The 19,221-nt window shown below is 57.3% G+C and carries 17 protein-coding genes and 2 pseudogenes; 6 read left to right on the top strand and 13 right to left on the bottom strand.

The genetic code is table 11. The features are described 5' to 3' along the window. The first annotated feature begins 1 nt into the window (after position 1). The 4 genes from ABQ278_RS09020 to ABQ278_RS09005 all read left to right on the top strand — a co-directional run bounded on the left by ABQ278_RS09020 (position 2) and on the right by ABQ278_RS09005 (position 3,951). A complete protein-coding gene (locus ABQ278_RS09020) occupies positions 2-1,468 on the top strand; it encodes a DEAD/DEAH box helicase (RefSeq protein ID WP_349319320.1) in 1,467 nt (488 codons plus the stop codon). A 129-nt stretch (positions 1,469-1,597) separates the two neighbouring features. Further along, positions 1,598-2,659 (top strand): GGDEF domain-containing protein, encoded by a 1,062-nt coding sequence (locus ABQ278_RS09015; protein ID WP_018080092.1) that lies wholly within the window; start codon positions 1,598-1,600, stop codon positions 2,657-2,659. Positions 2,660-2,732: 73 nt separating this feature from the next. Further along, complete coding sequence (locus ABQ278_RS09010; protein WP_349319319.1) at positions 2,733-3,476, top strand: lysophospholipid acyltransferase family protein; 744 nt, start codon at positions 2,733-2,735, stop codon at positions 3,474-3,476. A 70-nt stretch (positions 3,477-3,546) separates the two neighbouring features. After that, positions 3,547-3,951 (top strand): hypothetical protein, encoded by a 405-nt coding sequence (locus tag ABQ278_RS09005; protein ID WP_349319318.1) that lies wholly within the window; start codon positions 3,547-3,549, stop codon positions 3,949-3,951. Here the strand turns inward: ABQ278_RS09005 and ABQ278_RS09000 are convergent. The 10 genes from ABQ278_RS09000 to ABQ278_RS08955 form a co-directional block, all read right to left on the bottom strand. Then, the gene (locus tag ABQ278_RS09000) at positions 3,929-4,321 is read right to left on the bottom strand and encodes an iron-sulfur cluster assembly accessory protein (protein WP_349319317.1); all 393 of its coding nucleotides are present in this window, start codon (positions 4,319-4,321) and stop codon (positions 3,929-3,931) included. The two genes, ABQ278_RS09005 and ABQ278_RS09000, sit on opposite strands and share 23 nt — an antisense overlap. A gap of 2 nt (positions 4,322-4,323) precedes the next feature. Further along, on the bottom strand, positions 4,324-4,668 hold the full coding sequence (locus ABQ278_RS08995) for an SUF system Fe-S cluster assembly protein (RefSeq protein ID WP_085931778.1): 345 nt from the start codon (positions 4,666-4,668) through the stop codon (positions 4,324-4,326). An 80-nt stretch (positions 4,669-4,748) separates the two neighbouring features. Continuing rightward, positions 4,749-5,963 carry a cysteine desulfurase gene (locus tag ABQ278_RS08990; RefSeq protein ID WP_349319316.1) on the bottom strand — a complete coding sequence of 405 codons (1,215 nt, stop codon included), beginning with the start codon at positions 5,961-5,963 and terminating at the stop codon, positions 4,749-4,751. Further along, positions 5,953-6,786: a Fe-S cluster assembly protein SufD gene (sufD, locus tag ABQ278_RS08985; protein WP_349319315.1), complete on the bottom strand. Its 834-nt coding sequence runs from the start codon at positions 6,784-6,786 to the stop codon at positions 5,953-5,955. Before sufD ends, ABQ278_RS08990 begins: the two co-directional genes overlap by 11 nt. Positions 6,787-6,826: 40 nt before the next feature. Beyond that, a complete protein-coding gene (locus ABQ278_RS08980) occupies positions 6,827-7,009 on the bottom strand; it encodes a hypothetical protein (RefSeq protein WP_349319314.1) in 183 nt (60 codons plus the stop codon). After that, positions 7,006-7,755: a Fe-S cluster assembly ATPase SufC gene (sufC, locus tag ABQ278_RS08975; RefSeq protein ID WP_349319313.1), complete on the bottom strand. Its 750-nt coding sequence runs from the start codon at positions 7,753-7,755 to the stop codon at positions 7,006-7,008. Before sufC ends, ABQ278_RS08980 begins: the two co-directional genes overlap by 4 nt. Positions 7,756-7,763: 8 nt before the next feature. Then, positions 7,764-8,069, bottom strand: coding sequence for a hypothetical protein (locus ABQ278_RS08970; RefSeq protein ID WP_349319312.1), 306 nt, complete (start codon positions 8,067-8,069; stop codon positions 7,764-7,766). Continuing rightward, positions 8,066-9,532, bottom strand: a complete 1,467-nt coding sequence (gene sufB / locus ABQ278_RS08965) for a Fe-S cluster assembly protein SufB (RefSeq protein WP_349319311.1) — start codon at positions 9,530-9,532, stop codon at positions 8,066-8,068. Before sufB ends, ABQ278_RS08970 begins: the two co-directional genes overlap by 4 nt. Then, complete coding sequence (locus ABQ278_RS08960; RefSeq protein WP_349319310.1) at positions 9,532-10,656, bottom strand: aminotransferase class V-fold PLP-dependent enzyme; 1,125 nt, start codon at positions 10,654-10,656, stop codon at positions 9,532-9,534. The genes sufB and ABQ278_RS08960 overlap by 1 nt, the downstream gene beginning before the upstream one ends. 4 nt (positions 10,657-10,660) lie before the next feature. Beyond that, the gene (locus tag ABQ278_RS08955; RefSeq protein WP_349319309.1) at positions 10,661-11,218 is read right to left on the bottom strand and encodes an Rrf2 family transcriptional regulator; all 558 of its coding nucleotides are present in this window, start codon (positions 11,216-11,218) and stop codon (positions 10,661-10,663) included. A gap of 191 nt (positions 11,219-11,409) precedes the next feature. Here ABQ278_RS08955 and ABQ278_RS08950 point away from each other — a divergent pair. Then, positions 11,410-12,058: pseudogene (locus ABQ278_RS08950) on the top strand (alpha/beta hydrolase). 123 nt (positions 12,059-12,181) lie between these two features. Here the strand turns inward: ABQ278_RS08950 and ABQ278_RS08945 are convergent. Further along, positions 12,182-12,499, bottom strand: coding sequence for a hypothetical protein (locus tag ABQ278_RS08945; RefSeq protein ID WP_349319308.1), 318 nt, complete (start codon positions 12,497-12,499; stop codon positions 12,182-12,184). A 9-nt stretch (positions 12,500-12,508) separates the two neighbouring features. Then, a complete protein-coding gene (locus ABQ278_RS08940; protein ID WP_349319307.1) occupies positions 12,509-13,624 on the bottom strand; it encodes an anhydro-N-acetylmuramic acid kinase in 1,116 nt (371 codons plus the stop codon). Between the two features lie 99 nt (positions 13,625-13,723). Here ABQ278_RS08940 and tyrS point away from each other — a divergent pair. Then, positions 13,724-14,984: pseudogene (tyrS, locus tag ABQ278_RS08935) on the top strand (tyrosine--tRNA ligase). Between the two features lie 3 nt (positions 14,985-14,987). On the opposite strand, the gene ABQ278_RS08930 reads toward tyrS, so the two are convergent. Further along, positions 14,988-19,139: a DUF3971 domain-containing protein gene (locus ABQ278_RS08930; RefSeq protein ID WP_349319306.1), complete on the bottom strand. Its 4,152-nt coding sequence runs from the start codon at positions 19,137-19,139 to the stop codon at positions 14,988-14,990. Between the last annotated feature and the right edge of the window lie 82 nt (positions 19,140-19,221).

Below are 19,221 nucleotides of genomic sequence, written 5' to 3'. Positions count from 1 at the left end.
CATGACGAAATTTACCGATCTCGGTCTGAGCGAGCAAGTTCTCAGAGCTGTCGCTGAAACAGGCTACGATACCCCTACCCCCATTCAGGAACAGGCAATTCCTGTTGCCATGACTGGTCTGGACGTGCTGGGCATTGCGCAAACCGGCACCGGCAAGACCGCCGCCTTCACCCTGCCAATGATTGAGAAATTGGCCGCCGGTCGTTCGCGTGCGCGGATGCCGCGCGCCATTGTACTTGAGCCAACCCGCGAACTGGCCGATCAGGTCGCCGAAGCCTTTGAAAAATATGCCAAGTACCACAAGCTGAACTGGGCTCTGCTTATCGGCGGCGTATCCATGGCCGATCAGGTCGCCAAGCTGGATAAGGGCGTCGACGTGCTGATCGCCACACCTGGTCGTCTGCTTGATCTGTTCGAGCGTTCGAAGGTGATGTTGAACGGCGTGACCATGATGGTGGTCGATGAAGCCGACCGTATGCTCGACATGGGCTTCATCCCAGACATCGAACGCATCTTCAAGATGACACCGCCGACGCGCCAGACCCTGTTTTTCTCGGCCACCATGCCGCCCGAAATCACCCGCCTGACCGAGGCTTTCCTGAAAAACCCGGTCCGCATCGAAGTGTCACGCCCGGCCACAACCGGCGAAAACATTACCCAGTATGTGCTGCGCGTTCCGCACAAGGATGTGCGCGCCAAACGGATCGCTCTGCGCACCCTGCTCAAAACTCTGGATATCAAGAACGGCATCGTATTCTGCAATCGCAAGACCGACGTCGATATTGTCGCAAAATCCCTGAGCGTCCACGGTTTTAATGCTGCGCCGATCCATGGGGACCTCGATCAGTCCCTGCGCATGAAGACGCTCGATGCCTTCCGCAAGGGCGAACTGACCCTGCTGGTGGCTTCCGATGTCGCTGCCCGTGGTCTCGATATTCCGGCCGTGGGCCACGTTTTCAATTTCGATGCGCCCATCCATGCCGACGATTACGTGCACCGCATCGGCCGCACCGGTCGCGCTGGCCGCACCGGTGAAACCTACCTGCTTTTATCGCCGAACGATGAGAAGAACTACGATAAGGTCGTCAAACTCATCAAAAAAGAGCCGGCGACACTCGAACTGAAGGTCGATTATTCGCAACTGAGCGATGCGCCGCGTGAATCGTCGCGTCAACCTCGCCGCGAAACAGGCAAGTCCAGAGGCCGGCCAGAGCGTGATCACAAGCCGGCGCCACGGGCGCGCGAACATTCCGCATCTGTGGAAGTGTTCAAGGAAGAAAAAAAGCCTGAGGTCGCAGAAATAATTGCTGAAAAAGAGCCCCTAGAAGCGGTGGTCGAAAAACGTCCGCGCCGCGAAGAACGCAAGCCAAAAAACGCAGCAAAAACAAAGCAGCCGGCACAGGAAGAGACCCCTTTCGGCGAGCATGTGCCTGCCTTCATGATGCGTCCGACACCTGTGAAGGCATAACGCGCTTGTATTTTTTGAGATCGCGTTAACCGCCTGTCAGAGAAGTTCGTCTAAGTTATCCGGGCTACCCGAAGAATCAGGTAGCAAAGACCGCCAGGGAAGGTCCCTGAAGAGGGGGCCAGAAAACGAATGAACAACGACATAGAGATCAGCGTAAGAAGTCCCGCCGCCTATGCCTTGGCCGGAGAAGCCTTGCGTTTGATGCAGGATCACGGTGTCTGGCCAACCCCGCTCAATTACGAGCTATGGCTCTATGTCGCCGGCGATCCGGAATGTCCGCTCGCTCAGGAAATCCACCGCCTTGTCGCCGCCGGCGAAACCATCACCGAAGACGTGTCGGAAAGCCTGGCCAGCAAGTTCATCGCCCGTATGAAGCTCAACGATGAAGTGCGCGATGCCGGCCTGAAGCTGACCCGCGAACTGGCCTCGATCACCGAAGTCATCGTCGATGCCCAGAAGACGCAAAAAACCTATTCAGAAACGCTCGCAGGCGCCAAGAAGTCGATGAGCGATGTTGACACGCTCGCCCTCAAGGGCCTGATCGACAGCCTTACCGAAGCCACCAATACCGTTCTGGATCATCACACTGTTCTCGAAGGCCGCCTGACGGAATCCTCACGCGAAGTCAATCGTCTGCGCAAACACCTCGATCAGGTGCGCATGGAAGCGATGACCGACGCCCTGACCAACCTGGCCAACCGTAAATCCTTCGATGAGGCACTCGATGCCCATTGTGAAGGTGACGATGTCACCAAGCCCCTGACTCTTGCTGTCATCGATATCGACCACTTCAAGCGCTTCAACGATACCTGGGGCCATCAGACCGGCGACCAGGTTTTGCGTTACGTCGCCTCGGTTCTGGCCCGCATCGGTCGTCCGCCGCGTCTGGCAGCCCGTTACGGCGGCGAGGAATTCGGCCTGTTGTTCCCCGGTGAAACCTGTGACAATGTCGAGCGCCTGCTCAATGAAGCGCGCACCGAAATCGCCTCACGCGTACTCAAGCGCCGCTCCACAAATGAAGATCTCGGTACCGTCACTATTTCGGCCGGCGTCGCGCAACGCGAATATGGCGAAGATTCCTTTGATCTGCTCGATCGTGCCGACAAGGCGCTGTACCTCTCCAAGAACAACGGCCGCAACAAGGTGACCGTGGCCGAAGATATCAACAAAACCGACTCAAACGCCGCCTAAGCCACATCCTGAATGGGATTGACAAAGCAACTTGAACAATGTTCAATTCGCTTTGTTCATTTGGGGGACACCTATGCGCAGTTTCATGTTCGCTATCGCCTACTGGTTTTTGTCGATCTTATACAGCCTGATGGCCTTGATCCTGACGCTGTTTCCCGGCCGCAAGCCGGTGAAGTGGATCATACAGCGCTATACCCGTCGCATGGTTCAGGCCATGCGCATCTTCGCAGGCATCAAGCTTGAGATCCGAGGCCGCGAAAACATCCCCGATGTGCCGGTTATCTTCGCCTGCAAACACCATAGCTGGGGCGATGGCTTCTGCATCTATTCCCAGTTCGATGACCTCGCTTTCGTCACCGGCGACCATCTCGAAAAATACCCGATGATGAGCACCCTGCTCTCCAAACTCGGCGCCATCGTGGTCAACAACTGCGGCGGCATCGAAGCGCGCAAGAACCTGGCCAGTCGTTCGGCGGATGCCGCCAAGGACGGCCGCAGTATTCTCATCTATCCTGAGGGTCACCTTAACGCGCCGGGCACCTATCGCCGCTACCGCTCCGGCGTCTGGCACATGGCCAACAATTTCAATATGCCCGTTGTGCCGGTGGCTACCAATCTGGGCCTGTTCTGGCAGGAAACCCGTTACAAAAAGACACCCGGCACGGCCGTTCTGGAGTTTATGGAACCGATTGCCCCTGGCATGTCCAAGGATGAATTCCTGAACACGCTGCGTGATCGTGTTGAGCAGCGCTCGCAGGAACTAATCAGCGAAGCTACCGGCCAACCTTTCCAGCCCTCCGTTCTGGTCAAGGATTAGTCCTAAACGCCATTAACGAAAATTCAGCGATCCCGTGGCTTAATGACTTAAAAAACAGGGACGTACAGGGATGATCGATCCATATTTCAAACTGACCGTAGATGAAGCGCAGAAGTTGATCACCTTCAGGCTTAAAGGCGCACAGACCAGCCAGTACTATACCGATAAGTTCATCAAAGCGTATGCGGCGATCGATCGGCCGTGGCTTTACCGGCGCCTAATGGATCATCGCAATTGCGAAACCACAATCACCTTTGAAGATGTGCAAAGATTATCGAACCACTGGGCAGATATTACACGCGGCGAGACCGTCACCCACTATGTCGCCATACTGACATCGGACGCCCTGACACGCGCCCGGACCTCAACCTATAGCCACCTGTTTCCTAATCAGAATATCCGCACCTTCACGGATCTGCATGACGCCCTAGATTGGCTATTGGCCATGCCTGTTAGTCAGGCTTCACAGGTATAATCGTTACGCTTTCGCCGCAGCCACACGCATCTGTTTCATTCGGATTCTTGAAAACAAACTTCGACGCCAGCTTGGTCGTCTCGTAATCTATGACGGTGCCGACGAGATAAAGCACGGCCTTGGGCTCGATCAGGATGGTCACCCCCTTGTCGGTCACCACCTCATCAATCGGTCCGATTTCCTCCGCGTAGGACATCACATATTCCTGACCGGCACAGCCGCCCTGCTTCACACCGATGCGCAAACCCGCATACGGTTTCTCAGCACGCGACATGATGGCCTTGACCTGCGTAGCGGCGGCCTCGGTCAAGCTGACCACGGCTGGGCGCGGACGACGGACTCGCGGTTTGATGGTGGGTTGAATGTCCATGGTCAAAACATATTCAGTTGCAGCTTGGCCTCATCGCTCATCTTCGACGATTCCCAAGGCGGCTCGAATACCAGATTAACGTCGCAATCGCGCACCCCTTTGACGGTCAACACGGCCTCCTTGACCCAGCCGGGCATCTCACCCGCCACAGGGCAGCCTGGCGCCGTCAGGGTCATATCGACCACCACGTCGCGGTCATCCGATACATCGACGCGGTAGATCAGCCCCAGTTCATAGATATCAACCGGAATCTCCGGATCGTAGACGGTCTTGAAGGCGGCGATAAGTTCGTCCGTCAGGCGTGTCAGTTCCTCCTGCGCGAGCGCGGAAGGCTGATTGGCGCCCATATCATCCAGGCTAAACAACAACTCTTGAGTTTCAACGGTTTCGGTCATCAGGTTCACATTCTACGCAAAGAAGGCCAATACTATCCAAAAAAGGACTGCGCTTTGGCGACAGCCACGGCCAGGATATCGATCTCAGCTTCCGTGTTATATAGGGCTATGGAGGCGCGAACGGTAGAGGTCACACCCAGGCGTGTCATCAAAGGTTCGGCACAATGCGTGCCGGCGCGGACGGCGACATTATACCGATCAAGGATCTGCGCCACATCGTGGGCATGCGCCTGACCGAGCGAAAAGGTCAGGATCGCGCCCTTCCCCTTGGCTTCGCCATGGATACGCAGCGAGTTGATTGAACTCAGACTATCATGGGCGCGTTGATAGAGGGCGTGTTCATGCGCGTCGATCTCGGCGCGGTCGAACTGCGACAGCCAGTCGATCGCCGCCTTGAGGCCTATGACTTCGAGAATAGCCGGCGTGCCGGCTTCAAAGCGATGCGGCGGCTCATTCCAGGTAATCTTTTCCTTGGTGACGTGCGCGATCATCTCACCGCCGCCCTGCCAGGGCGGCATGGCTTCCAGCAGTTCCTTTTTGCCGTAGAGCACGCCGAGCCCCGTTGGACCATAGAGCTTGTGTGCCGAGAAGGCGTAGAAATCGGCGTCAAGCGCCTTCACATCTACCGGCAAGTGGACGACGCCCTGGCAGCCATCGACCATGATTTTCGCACCAAGGCTGTGTGCCTTGACGATGATCTCAGCCACCGGATTAATAGTGCCGAGCACATTCGACATATGAGTGACGCAAACCAGCTTAACCTTACTGGTCAACAGTTGATCAAACGCCGCCATATCGAGCGTGCCATCATCGAGGATAGGCACATAGGTGAGCTTAAGCCGCTTGCGCTCAGCCAACATGTACCATGGCACAATATTGGCGTGGTGCTCCATCTCGGTCGTCAGGATCTCATCACCGGCCTGCAGGCTTTCGCCCCAGCTATAAGCGACCAGATTGATCGCCTCGGTGGCCGATTTGGTGAAGACGATCTCATCGGTCTGGGCGCCGATAAAGCGCGCCACGGTCTCACGACCGGCCTCATAGGCGTCGGTCGTCTCATTGGCCAGAGTATGCAAGCCACGGTGCACATTGGCATAGCTATGGCGCATGGCATGGCTCATGGCGTCGATGACGGCCGTGGGCTTTTGCGCTGAGGCGCCGCTATCGAGATAGACCAGAGGCTTGCCCTTGATCTCGCGCGACAGGATCGGAAAATCGGCGCGCGCCTTTTCAACGTCAAACGGCATAGAAATCCTCCGATACATTTTCGAGGAAATTCAACACCGTTTCGCGCAACACCTCATCCTCGATGGCATCAGCCACCGGCAGGACAAAGGCATGGGTCAGCATAGCGCGCGCCGCCTCTTCGGGGATGCCGCGGCTCATGGCGAAGAACATGGCGTCTTCATCGAGCGCGCCAATCGTATTGCCGTGCGCGCACTTCACATCGTCAGCGTAGATTTCGAGTTCCGGCTTGGCACGGATATGGGCGCCATCATTGAGGATCAGGGCCTGGTGGCGCATCCGGGCGTCCGTACCGTCCGCCCCCTTTTCAACGACAATACGCCCCTGGAAGACGGCGGTGGCGCTATCCTTGACCAGGCCCTTGATCGTCTGATCGGTGAGCCCATTGATCTCGCCATGCGACACACGCGTCGTCAGGTCGAAGTGGCGCTTGTCCTTGACCAGGTAGGCGCCATTCATCTCAACGATGGCGCCATGGCCGGCATGACGGACGTGGGTTTCAAAGCGCTGGAATTTCGCGCCGGTCGAAAAGACATACTGCTTGAAGACACTATCCGGCGCGGTCTCAACCGTTGACTGGCGGACTGAGACGGCTGTTTCCGGCTCATCCAGTATAACGACGCGGGTCAACTTCGCGCCATCGCCCAGCTTAAAGCGCAGATGGCTATGGACGGCATAATCAAATGCACCGGTGTAGTCCTCAAAAACCACCAGCGCCTGACCGGCGGCCACATCGATCTCACCATGGCCCTGATAGCCGAGATAACCATCCTCGTCACCGAAGTCGTTGCCGTCGATATAGAGCCGGCCATGCGCCTTTTGCATGGCGTGATCGGCGGCAGCTTGCAGGCCATCAAAACCCGCTTCATCTGCCGAAAAATAGACAAATCCGTCCGGCTCCGAGTTCCAGTTCAGACAGGGTACGCACCACCAGCGGCTTCTTCGGCGCCTCACGCAAAACGCGCGACAGGTCGGAATATTTCCATTCCTCGTCGCGGCGCGTCGGGTAGGACGACGGGTCAAAGATGTCGAGCGCGGATAAGGTCACGCCGCTTCCCCCAGATACTGATCGTAGCCGTGGGCTTCCAGTTCGAGCGCCAGTTCAGGACCGCCCGAACGGACGATCTTGCCGGCGACCAGCACATGTACGCGATCCGGTTTGATATGATCGAGCAATCGTTGATAGTGGGTGATGACCAGCATACCGCGATCGGGCGCGCGCAAGGCATTCACGCCGTCCGAGACCACCTTCAGCGCATCGATATCGAGGCCGGAATCGGTCTCGTCGAGGATCAGGAACTTCGGTTCCAGCAGCGCCATTTGCAGCACTTCCATGCGCTTCTTCTCACCGCCGGAAAAGCCGACATTGAGCGGACGCTTGAGCATGTCCATGTCAATCTTGAGCGTCTTGGCGAGTTCGCGCACACGCTTGAGGAAATCCGGCGCCGACATCTCGTCCTCGCCGAGCAGCTTCTTTTGCGCGTTAAGCGCCGTGCGCAGGAAGGTCAGGGCCGGGACGCCGGGGATTTCAAGCGGATACTGGAACGACAGATAGAGACCCGCGGCGGCGCGCTCGTGCACGTCCTTCTCGAACAGGCCTTCACCGTTGAAGACTACCGTGCCGGATTTTATCTGGTAATTCGGGCGACCGGCCAGAGCATAACCAAGCGTTGACTTGCCCGCGCCGTTGGGGCCCATGATGGCGTGCACCTCACCCGCCGGCACGTCCAGAGACAGGCCTTTCAGGATTTGTTTGGTGTCAACAGCGACGGATAAATCTTTGATCGAAAGCATAATATTTCTCACATCTGGCTCCAGCCAGTCATAGCGATTGCGAAAGAGCCAATTAATCCGAGAATTAGCGAACCTAAAAGCGCTGCTATTCCGTACAATGGCTTCTTTTTAAACGAAAAAAACACCAACCCAATCCAAGGAATAATAAGGCTGGCCAAGATAAAATTCGCCAGAGTGATTGCAAAATTATAATCTCGTCGCCCCAATCCATAACTGGAATAAAGCATTGAAGCATAAATGTAAAAAGCAGAAACCAAGGCTATAGGAACGTAACTGAAAAGAACGACGTGTCGCTTCAAGATATAATCCATCACCCGACACTCCCCTCTAAGGAGATCGCCACCAACTTCTGAGCCTCAACGGCGAATTCCATCGGCAATTTTTGCAACACATCGCGCACGAAACCGTTGACCAGCAAGGCCACAGCTTCTTCCTGGGATAACCCGCGCTGCATGGCGTAGAACAGTTGATCCTCGCTCAGGCGCGTGGTCGTCGCCTCATGCTCGAACTGAGCCTTGGCGGTATCGGATTCGATATAGGGCACGGTATGCGACGCACAGGTCTTGCCGATCAGCAGGCTGTCGCACTGGGTGAAATTACGCGCGCCGGTCGCCTTGGCGTGGGCCGAGACCAGACCGCGATAGGTGGCGCTGGAACGACCCGCTGAAATGCCCTTCGAGATAATGCGCGACTTCGTGTTCTTGCCGAGGTGGATCATCTTGGTGCCGGTATCGGCCTGCTGCGCGCCATTGGTGACGGCGATCGAGTAGAACTCACCGACGCTGTCATCACCGCGCAGGATGCAGGATGGGTATTTCCACGTTACCGCGGAACCGGTTTCAACCTGTGTCCACGATACTTTTGAGCGCGCGCCACGGCAATCGGCGCGCTTGGTAACGAAATTATAGATGCCGCCCTTGCCCTCGGCATCGCCGGGATACCAGTTCTGCACGGTCGAATATTTGATTTCGGCGTCATCAAGCGCCACCAGTTCGACCACGGCAGCGTGAAGCTGGTTTTCGTCGCGTTGCGGCGCCGTGCAGCCTTCGAGATAGGAAACGTAAGCCCCCTTGTCGGCGATAATCAGGGTGCGCTCGAACTGGCCGGTATTTTCGGCATTTATACGGAAATAGGTCGAAAGCTCCATCGGGCAGCGCACGCCCGGCGGCACATAGACGAACGAGCCATCCGAAAAGACGGCCGCATTCAGCGCCGCGAAATAATTATCCGACACCGGCACGACGGTACCTAAGTATTGACGTACCAGATCAGGATATTCGCGCAACGCTTCTGAAATGGCACAGAAAATGACGCCAGACTTTTTCAGCTCGTCCTTGAAGGTGGTGACAACCGAGACTGAGTCAAACACCGCATCGACCGCATAACGCGGCGCGCCCACAACGCCGGCCAGCACTTCCTGCTCACGCAGAGGAATGCCCAGCTTGGCATAGGTTTTCAGCAGTTCCGGATCGATCTCGTCGAGCGATTTCGGACCGTCCTTTTTCTTCGGCGCGGCATAATAGTAGAGGTCCTGATAATCGACCTTCTGGTAATCGACCTTGGCCCAATCCGGCTCTTCCATGGTCAGCCAACGCTCATAGGCGGCCAGACGCATCTCCAGCATCCACTCAGGCTCATTCTTCTTGGCGGAGATAAAGCGCACAATATCGGCGTTCAGGCCCTTGGGCGCGAACTCCATTTCGATATCGGTGACAAAGCCGTGCTCATAGGTTTCCAGCCCGGCGACCGTCTCGATGGTTTCCTTAACCGCAGCCATTACACCAACTCTTTCGCGTGACGCTTCAAATACACTTTATAACCTTTTGACCAGACATCATAAAAATGCTCCCAGTCTTCTGCTGTTGTTGTCCAGCCGCCCGATATCCGCAAAACCTTGTCGTCCAGATCAGCCAAACCTGAATCAGCATGCCCCATGGCGGTAACAACGCGGCTGGCCTTGACCTTGCCGGACGAACAGGCCGACCCCGAACTGACGCAAATGCCAGCCAAATCCATGTGGATCAGTTGCAGATTTGAGGCCCAGTCCGCTTGCGCGATATAGAGGATGCCCGGCACACGCGCCGCCGCTTCACCCAAAATGGTGACACCCAGCGCTTTGAGAGCCGCTTCCGTCGATTTTTGTGCGCTGCTTAGAGCGTCCGACACGCCATTGCAAGCCTTGAGCGCCGCCGCGAAGGCGGCAATTCCAGCGATATTCTCTGTTCCGGCGCGCAAGCCCAGTTCCTGACCACTGCCGGTGATCAAGGCTTTTGGCGTGTGATCGCGGTTATAGATCAGCGCGCCCGCGCCCTGCCCGCCACCCACCTTATGCGCGCTGAGCGAAAGGGAATCCGCACCGAGGGCAGCAAAATCAATATGGATCTTACCGAGTGCCTGAACGGCATCGACATGGAGCCAGCCACCTTTGGCATGCACTAACGCCGCCGCCATCGCGACATCATTGATGACGCCGGTTTCGTTATTAGCCAGCATGAGGGCAACGAACGGACGCCCCGGCTTAGCCAGCAAGGCCTCCAGTGCCACAAGATCGACGTCACCCGTTGCCTTAAGCGGCACGATGTCCGCGCCGGAAACCGCGCCATAGATACTGTCATGCTCGCCGGCGGACACCAGCACACGATCATAATTCTGCGCCTGATACAGCGCCAAAGCATTGGCCTCGGTCCCGCCGGAGGTAAAGACAAGACCGCCGATACCAACAGCGCCCACCGCGCTTAAGATATCGTTGCGCGCCTCTTCTAAAGTCAGCTTGGCCTTGCGCCCCAAACTATGCACCGAAGACGCGTTGCCGCCCAGATCAGCCGCGCGCAAAAAGGCATCGCGCGCTTCAGGTCGAAGTGGCGAGGTCGCGGCATGATCGAGATACAAAATATCGGCCAAAGACCTAGGCCTCCATCATGACGGAGCGCGAGGGCTCGGCGGCAGTGATTTGAACCTTCTTGCGAGTGCGCTTGCGGACCACATCTTCCAGCGATACCTGCGACAGGTAATCATGGATGGCGACGCCCAGATCTTCCCAGAGATTGTGCGTCAGGCATCGTTGTCCGCCTGGCATACAGCCGATTTCGCGCACCGCCTGGTCCTTCGACATGCTCGCATTGAGGCGCTTGTTAGCGCCCAGTTTGTTGGAGGTCATCTCGCAGCGCGTGGCCTTGATCGGCTCATCAACCGCCAGCACAATTTCAGACACGAACAGGCACCCCGGTTCGCGCGCGAGCGTGTAACCACCGCCCGGACCGCGTGCGCTTTTCACCAGCCCAGCCTTGCGCAGACGGGCAAAGAGCTGCTCCAGATAGGACAGGGAAATCTGCTGGCGCTCGGAAATTTCTGATAGCGAAATCGGACGATGGCCGCCACTGACAGCCTTATCATCCGCCTGAGCATTGACCGCCAGATCGGTCATGGCCATGACCGCGTAACGTCCTTTGGTCGATAAGCGCATGTGAATTCCTTGGTTTGCCTGCAGTTTTAAAGGCAGAAGTGATGCAAAAACCTGCGCAAAGACAAATCTTTGTGCTAAGAGGCGCAATTGCTGCCTTTGAAGGTGTGAGCCTGAATGTAATAATTCCGACTAACGCAGTCAAGTATTATGGCGGCTCGCATGACATATTTATGATTTTACAAGGTGATTGAATGCCCGAAGTCATTCTGGCCGGAGCTGCCGGACGCATCGAAGCCCGTTATAGCGCAGGCAAAACCGAGAATGCGCCGATCGCGTTGATTCTGCATCCGCACCCCAAGGCGGGCGGTCACATGAACAATCCGGTCACCGTCCAGTTGTTCCACCTGTTTATGACGCGCGGCTTCTCCGTCCTGCGCTTCAACTTCCGCGGCGTGCAAAAGAGCCAGGGGGAATTCGATTCCGGCATCGGCGAACTGGCGGACGCCGCCACGGCGCTCGACTGGCTTCAGGCCAAGAACCCGACAGCCTCGCAATTCTGGGTCGCCGGCTATGATTTCGGCGCCTATATCGGCATGCAGTTGCTGATGCGTCGCCCTGAAACAGATGGTTTCATCTCGGTGTCGCCGCCAACCAATGCCTATGATTTCAGCTTCCTGGCGCCCTGCCCGGCTTCAGGCATGTTCCTGCACGGTGGTAATGATTTCGATCGTGCCGACCGCCGAAGTCGATCGCGTCGTCACCAAGCTGCGTTCGCAAAAGGGCATTGTGATTGCTTCCGAAGTCGTGCCGGAAGCCAATCACTTCTGGAATGACCAGTTGAAGGAAGTCGAAACCCGCGTCGGTGACTATATCGACATGCGGATGGCCGAACGCGGCTAATCTCCTAAGTCAGGCGTTCATACGTCCGGCCTATGGACACCGCGTGCGAACGCCGCCCTTGCCATCATCGATGGTCAGGGTCTGGTTGTCGGCACTCAGCACAAGGTGCAGGCGTCTTTGCCATTACTCGCCTTCGCCGGAACAATCGGCCTGCACCGTAACGTCGTCAGGCCTGGTATTCGTCACGGCACTGATACGTCCGGCGCTTTCCCAAAAAGTCAGTTCGGTCTGCGAGATGATCAGCTTCATCTCGCTGGTCGCTTTGCAGGCCTCAAGACTGGCATCCCAACGGCCGATAAAAGGCTCGGGCAGACGTACGGACGTCGGCGCCAGCGTGGACGCCGAGGCGGATGATGCGCTTCGAGAGGCCTCTTCCGTTAATGTCGGCGGTGCGCAGGCAATCAGGCAAAGCGACAGGGTTATCATCAAGGGCAGTTTCATGGCGCTCTCCTAGCTCGCCAGAGATTGCGGCCTATTTTTCGGATAACTGATCCTGCCGCCGGTTAAGGGCATTTTGACGCCTGTTGTGCCGGGGAAGGAAATCGGCAGGCCTTTTAGCGACCTTACCGCCATATAGGCGAAACCTTCCGCTTCGAGCGCGCCGCCGCGCCAGCCCAGATCCTCGGCCAGCACCACCCTGGCCGGCGAAAGCGCGGCCGTGATCTGGCTGACGAGATGCAGATTATGACGTCCGCCACCGGCAAGGACGACCGTCATCGGTTTCGCGGCGATCAGGTTGATACCCGCCAGCAGGCTTTGCAGGGTAAATGCGCTTAAGGTGGCGAGGCCGTCCTCAAAGCCCAAGTCATCAATTGCTTGGAAATTGAAATCGTAACGATCGAGCGACTTCGGCGCGACGGCCTTGAAGTAATCGTGCGCCATATAGGCGGCCACCTTATCGGCATGAACCTTGCCGCTGGCAGCTATACGTCCTTCATTGTCGAAGTCACCGCGATCATGGCGTCGCATCCATTGATCCATAAGGCCATTGGCCGGCCCGGTATCAAGCGCCGTCAGGCCACGCGCATCGATGGCGGTGATGTTGGCGACCCCGCCGAGGTTGACCACCAGCAGCGGCAGTTCGAGGCCAGCGTTCTGCGCCAGCGCCCGGTGATAAACCGGCATCAGCGGTGCGGCCTCGCCGCCGGCCTCGATATCAGCCTGACGGAAATCACAAACCACCGGCACACCCGTTGCGTCGGCAAAGCTCTGGCCATCGAAAAGCTGGACCGTCCGGCCCCTGACGCCGTTTTTCGGACGCTCGTGCAGCACGGTCTGGCCATGCACCCCCAGAACATCGAAATCAGAGAATACCAGCCCGTTATGATCGAGAAATTCTCGGGCGGCATCAAGATGACACGCCACTATGGCTTGACGCGCGTCGTCGAAAATCTCCGGTTCCGGTTCACCGCGCGGCCACATCAGAGCGGCCTGGATAGTCCCCTCCAAAATTTTGCGCGTTTCCGCCGGCATCGGCCTTTCCGACCACGGCCCGAACGTCACCTGGGCCTCGCCATCGGTATCCAGCACGGCCATATCGACTCCATCCAGAGAGGTTCCGGTCATAAAACCCAGCACTTTCATTATGGACGGCCTCTTATATCTTGACGTTTGGCTATATATCAGGCCACACAAGCGGCCCAACTCCTAGCCCCTATAGCTATCATGACCGAACACAGCTTCAAATCCGAATTTCTGCGCACCCTTCAGGAGCGCGGCTTCATCCATCAGTGCACCGACGCCGAAGCGCTCGACACTTTGGCGGCGGCCGGCCCGATCACGGCCTATATCGGTTATGACGCAACCGCGTCTTCACTGCACGCCGGTCACCTCGTTCAGATCATGATGCTGTACTGGCTGCAAAAGACCGGCAACAAGCCGATCGTGCTCATGGGCGGCGGCACCACCAAGGTCGGCGACCCGACTTTCAAGGACACACAACGCCCGCTGCTGACCGATGAGCAAATCCAGTCCAACATGAATGGCATCAAGAATGTCTTCAACAACTTCCTGACCTTTGGCGACGGCAAGACCGACGCGGTCATGGTCAATAATGACGACTGGCTATCGGGTTTTGGCTATATCGAATTCCTGCGCAATTTCGGCACGCATTTCACCATCAACCGTATGCTGACCTTCGAATTCGGTCAAGCTGCGCCTTGAACGTGAACAGCCGATGACCTTCCTGGAATTCAACTACATGCTCATGCAGGCGGTCGATTTCCGCGAACTCAACAGCAAGTATGACTGCGTGCTGCAAATGGGCGGGTCGGACCAGTGGGGCAACATCATCAACGGTGTTGAACTGACGCGCCGCATCAACAGCAAGGCCGCCTTCGGACTGACCACGCCTTTGCTCACAACCGCTTCCGGCGCCAAGATGGGCAAGACGGTCGGCGGCGCGGTGTGGCTCAATGCTGATGCCCTGTCGCCTTACGACTACTGGCAATACTGGCGCAATGCCGAAGACGCCGATGTCGGCAAGTTCCTGCGCCTGTTCACCGATCTGCCGATGGACGAGATCGCGCGCCTGGAAAAGTTGGAAGGCGCCGAAATCAACGACGCCAAGAAGATCCTGGCCGATGCCGCCACCCGCATGGTCCACGGCGCAGACGCCGCCGCCACCGCGCGCGATACCGCCCAGAAGGCCTTCGAGCAGGGCATCCTGTCCGCCGACCTGCCTACGATCGAGATCGAAGCCTCAGTACTGGAAGAGGGCATCATGCTGGCGGCGCTCGCCACCCGTATCGGTCTGACCGCCTCCAATGGCGAGGCCCGTCGTCTGGCGCAGGGCGGCGGATTGCGCGTTAACGACGTGGCGATCAATGACGGCAATCAGTTGGTGACCAGAGCCGATCTGAATGCTGATGGCGTGATCAAGCTATCGCAGGGCAAGAAGAAGATCGTTCTGGTCAAGCCTATCTAAGGCCTACTTCTTCGGCTTCTTGTCGTTCTCTTCGCGCAGGTCTTCCAGCTTGTCTTCCAGCGTTGGCAGGTCCAGCGCCGGGAACGGGTCCTGGCGCCCGGCTTCGAACCACACCTTCATAAAACCTGGCAGAATAACCGACAGCGGATTGACCATCGCTTCGGGGGCTTTTTGCGTACCGCGCAGGCTGTACTTTATGCCGACCAGCCCCAGTCCGTTCGATTTCATATCGCCGAAGATGGCGTTGACGCTATAGGCCGGAATGATCGTGCCGCTCATATTGAGCGCTTTTGAATCGAGATCGGTGGTGCCCCAGGCATTAATACCGAGCGCTTCGCCCTTGGCATAACCGTTACGGATGAACAACATATTGTCCTTGTAACGGATCGGGAAATCGAAGTCGCGGAACAGGATACCATCCCCTACCAGCGTGTCGTTCAGGCCCTGCAAGGAGGCAACCGTCAGCAATTGCGCCAGAACCGGTATCTGTTTGACGCGGATATCATGACCACGCAGGGAGGCATCGACCTGCGCATTGGCATAGACACCATCAAAAACCGCCACACCACCCTTGACGTTGCGGTTACCAGACCCGGTTTCGATAACATTGCCGAGATTGCCGGTCTTCAGCGTGAACAGGCTGTAGGCACTCTCATTGCTGACGGTGAGCGACAACGGGCTGCCATCCATGGTCAGGCCTGAACCTGTGCCGGCCAGACCATTGGCGCCATCCCAGGTCAGATCGAGATTGACGTCGCTGAAAGCGCCGTCCTTGGCCATGCGCAATTGCGCCAGATCCACGACAAGATGGGTGGCGGGTCCAGGCGGCGCCTCATCGGCGATCATGTCGGCGGGCTTGGCAGTCACGATCTTGCTCACCGTGCGTTCGTGCGTGGCGTCCAGCCATGGCCGCAGATCGAGCTGCTGGCCGCTCACCGACATCACATTGGTGTTCTGGTCAGGCACAGCATAATATTTGAAGGCGACGTCGATAAAGTCCTTCAAGTAGAGCTTTGAGAAATCGGCAAATTCCAGAACGCCGCCTTTGGAGAAGGAGGCACGGCCATTGATCCCGACATGCTCGCCTTCACCATAGATGCGTGACAGATTGGTGCCGCCGCCCTCGCCCCGATCATCAAGGCTGACCGCGAACGCCGCCGCTTCACCGACGGGTTTGACCCAGTCCGTGGCGCGGACGCCCAGTTGCGCCTGGGTGGCGTCGAGGTTAAGCACGGCCGCCGGCTGTCCCGGTGTATCGTAGAGACTGAATATCAGCCCGACCTTGCCGCTGATGTGCACCGGATCCTGAGAATAACCGAGCGCCGCCAGGACAGCATCATTGGCTGTACCGCGCACCTGCAATTCATAGGGAAAGCTGGTATTGGGCAGCATGATCGGCGGCGGATTGTTCTTGCCTTTCAGCGGCATGTCGAAATCAATTGTCTGATCAAGCAACCGGACCTGCCCGGTCAGGACCGTGTCGGTCTGTTGCCACAGGGCTGTGACATCGAGCGGCGCCGGCGGTGTGAAAAAGGCTTTCGGCAAGCCCAGTGTGTACCAGTCGTCGGGCATCACCTTCATCGACAGGCGGCGCTGAAGTTCATCGCTACCCGGAATTTCAGACCAGCCCAGCGTAGCGTTCATCTGGTCGAGCTTAAGCAGAGCTTCTTTCGATTGGCCATAGAGCGAAATATTGACCGTCAGGTGTCGCGCTTCGCTGAACATCGGCAGGGCACCGTAACCCAGTTCTTCCGCCTCTTCCGGGGTGATCACAGACTTGTAGACCAGCCGCGGACGCGTGCCCTGAATATAGGCGATATCGCCCGACAGGCTTTCGGCTTCCAGTTCGCCACTCCAGATCTCACCGGAACGCAGCAAGGACACGCGGGTCGGCAGTTCGCGCTTGAGATGCTCGAAGATCGGCAGGCCTTGCGCTTCCATGCCTTCGCCCAGCGTCACGCCTTCGATCAGCATTTCCGAAGGACGCTCTTCCGCGCCTTCCGGATTGCCCTGCCAACTGACATCCCCCCGGAAGATATCGGAGTCGATATTGCCCTGCCCCTTGCGGTTAGCGACGGTAAAGTTGCCCTTGATCGCCACCGGTACGCGGGGGGATCCACCAAACTGCGCGGCGTTGAAATGGCCTTTGAAACCGATGAGCTGCGTCTTGGGCGCCATCTGTGTGCGATAGGTGACATCACCATAATAGGGGCCGAGATGCGCAGGACCACTTACGGACAAGGTATTGGCCAGCAGATCTCCCTCAACGACCAGCGCGCCTTCGGTCATGTCCCAGCCGAGCGCTGCCTGCTTGAAGGCGCCATTGGCAACATTAGCTTTGAAGGTTAGACCGAAATTGTCATTGGTGATATGGCCGTAGATGGGGAAATAGATTTCAACATGAGCCTGGGCCGCGCCACCCAGGCGATCGCCCGTCAGACCGTTTTTGCTCAGTTGATGGTCCGTCACCGGATCGATGGCCTCGATAACGCTCGGCACATCGGCTTCACTATCGATGGTAATGCGCATATCCGCCTGGCGGTCGCGGAAATCGGGTACACTCAGCTTGCCCCTGGTCAGACTGACATCGACCAGGCGGCCGCTGTCAACATCCATGAAAAAGCTGTTGCCGAACAATTGGCCATGACCTGACAGTTCGGTGGCATTTTTCAGGCGATCTTCTAGATAGACTTCAAGATTTTGGAAATCGAAGTCAAGGCGCAAATTTTCATTTTCCAGATGGTGGAAATCCCCAGGCGCTGCCTTGAGCACGAAGTCGGCATTGGCGAAATCACCACCCTTGATGCGCTCGATCAGCGTGCCGCGCGTACCCGGCGACAGATCTTCGGGCCAGAAGGCGAACACCTCTTCCTTGGTAAAGCGCCCCTTGATCTGCGCCGTCAGGTCGGCGCCCAGTTGCCCCTGATCGTCGGTATAAACAGCGCCCTGGCTTTGCAGCGGCGCGCCATTCAAAAGTCCCGTGACACTTTCATAACGCAAGCGATGCTGTTTCGGAATATAGTAGCCTTTGATTTGCACCTTGGTCAGGGTCTGCATGGCGAAGTCATCGGCCAGTCGTCCGGTGACGCGAGGCCCATTGAAATCAAAGGCTAGGGTCAGGTCGCGCTTGAGCTTTTCATCCTGCGGCTGGAAGACGACGCGGCCCTTGAGATCCGTATCCAGCAGGGATGACTTGACGTGGAAGGTCTGGAACAAAGCCGTATGGTTGGCCGAGGTATAGTTGGCCCGAATACGCGCTTCGGAGAAGGTCTGATGGAAATCTCCGATATCGACGCGCCCCGCACCGGCGCTGATATCGAATCCAGCGCCCTCAAAGCCATTTTTTTTGCTGTAATCAACGCGTGCCACACCATCGACGGGCGCATTGATGCCCGCCAGGGCGCGGGTCACGCCGATTGTCGGGAAAAAACGGCTCGGAGTCAGATGATGGAGATTGGCGGTGATGGTGGCCTTGTTCAGCCCCACCACCCCGGAGGCTTCCATTTTGAGAGTTGCAGGTGTTGCGGCATCCATGCCCAGCCCCTCAATCGCCAGATCGACGTGGCCATTCATCTTGCCATGCAGTTTGGTGAAATCGATGGTCGAGACATTGGCCGTCCAGTCGAGGGGCGCCCCCTGCTGGATCATACGTATCTGGCCTTTTCTAAGACTAAGCTGGCGCGTGAAGCTGACCGGGCTGCCTAGTTTTTCAGGGCCGGTCAGGTCGTAGAAAAATTTCGACAGACCGGACGCCTGCCCCGGCCTGCCCTGTGCCTCATAGCCCAGATCATAGCGGCCTTCTTTCGAGATTGAAGCCGCAACAAAAAAATCCTCGGCAGTCAGACGCGCCGGCGCCAGGTGCGCCACAATGAGACTATCGGCCGCCAGAGCTGCTTCCAGCTTGCCAGCACGGGCGATAATGCGGTTTTTGCGATCGGTAATGATCAGGTCTTCAATACGAAAACCGAGCGCACGCGCATCACCAAACCACACCAGGTCCAGATGTTTGATGGTGGCATCCGTGCGCGGTAACTGCGTCTCTAAGCGAGAAACAATGATCGACTTGATGGCGTCGACACGTATAGGACCCTGCCCCAGCCGCACCCCCAGAATGACGACCATGAACACGACCCATCCGAACACGAAAAGGCGCAAACGCTTCCTTATGATGTCGAAATATTTCTTCACTTATGTCTGGACGGGTTCATCAATTAAGGCTGTAAAGCAGGGCGGATGG

This window comes from Asticcacaulis sp. MM231, from assembly GCF_964186625.1.
Lineage (GTDB): Bacteria > Pseudomonadota > Alphaproteobacteria > Caulobacterales > Caulobacteraceae > Asticcacaulis.
The sequence above is the reverse complement of the archived record's forward strand: the minus strand, read 5'-3'. Positions and strand labels throughout refer to the sequence as shown.

Bases quoted from the DNA above. Each gene is read 5' to 3' on its own strand.
- ABQ278_RS09020 (WP_349319320.1), top strand. From the start codon at position 2: ATGACGAAATTTACCGATCTCGGTCTGAGCGAGCAAGTTCTCAGAGCT.
- ABQ278_RS09015 (WP_018080092.1), top strand. From the start codon at position 1,598: ATGAACAACGACATAGAGATCAGCGTAAGAAGTCCCGCCGCCTATGCC.
- ABQ278_RS09010 (WP_349319319.1), top strand. From the start codon at position 2,733: ATGCGCAGTTTCATGTTCGCTATCGCCTACTGGTTTTTGTCGATCTTA.
- ABQ278_RS09005 (WP_349319318.1), top strand. From the start codon at position 3,547: ATGATCGATCCATATTTCAAACTGACCGTAGATGAAGCGCAGAAGTTG.
- ABQ278_RS09000 (WP_349319317.1), bottom strand. From the start codon at position 4,321: ATGGACATTCAACCCACCATCAAACCGCGAGTCCGTCGTCCGCGCCCA.
- ABQ278_RS08995 (WP_085931778.1), bottom strand. From the start codon at position 4,668: ATGGGCGCCAATCAGCCTTCCGCGCTCGCGCAGGAGGAACTGACACGC.
- ABQ278_RS08990 (WP_349319316.1), bottom strand. From the start codon at position 5,963: ATGCCGTTTGACGTTGAAAAGGCGCGCGCCGATTTTCCGATCCTGTCG.
- sufD (WP_349319315.1), bottom strand. From the start codon at position 6,786: ATGCAAAAGGCGCATGGCCGGCTCTATATCGACGGCAACGACTTCGGT.
- sufC (WP_349319313.1), bottom strand. From the start codon at position 7,755: ATGCTTTCGATCAAAGATTTATCCGTCGCTGTTGACACCAAACAAATC.
- sufB (WP_349319311.1), bottom strand. From the start codon at position 9,532: ATGGCTGCGGTTAAGGAAACCATCGAGACGGTCGCCGGGCTGGAAACC.
- ABQ278_RS08955 (WP_349319309.1), bottom strand. From the start codon at position 11,218: ATGCGCTTATCGACCAAAGGACGTTACGCGGTCATGGCCATGACCGAT.
- ABQ278_RS08945 (WP_349319308.1), bottom strand. From the start codon at position 12,499: ATGAAACTGCCCTTGATGATAACCCTGTCGCTTTGCCTGATTGCCTGC.
- ABQ278_RS08940 (WP_349319307.1), bottom strand. From the start codon at position 13,624: ATGACCGGAACCTCTCTGGATGGAGTCGATATGGCCGTGCTGGATACC.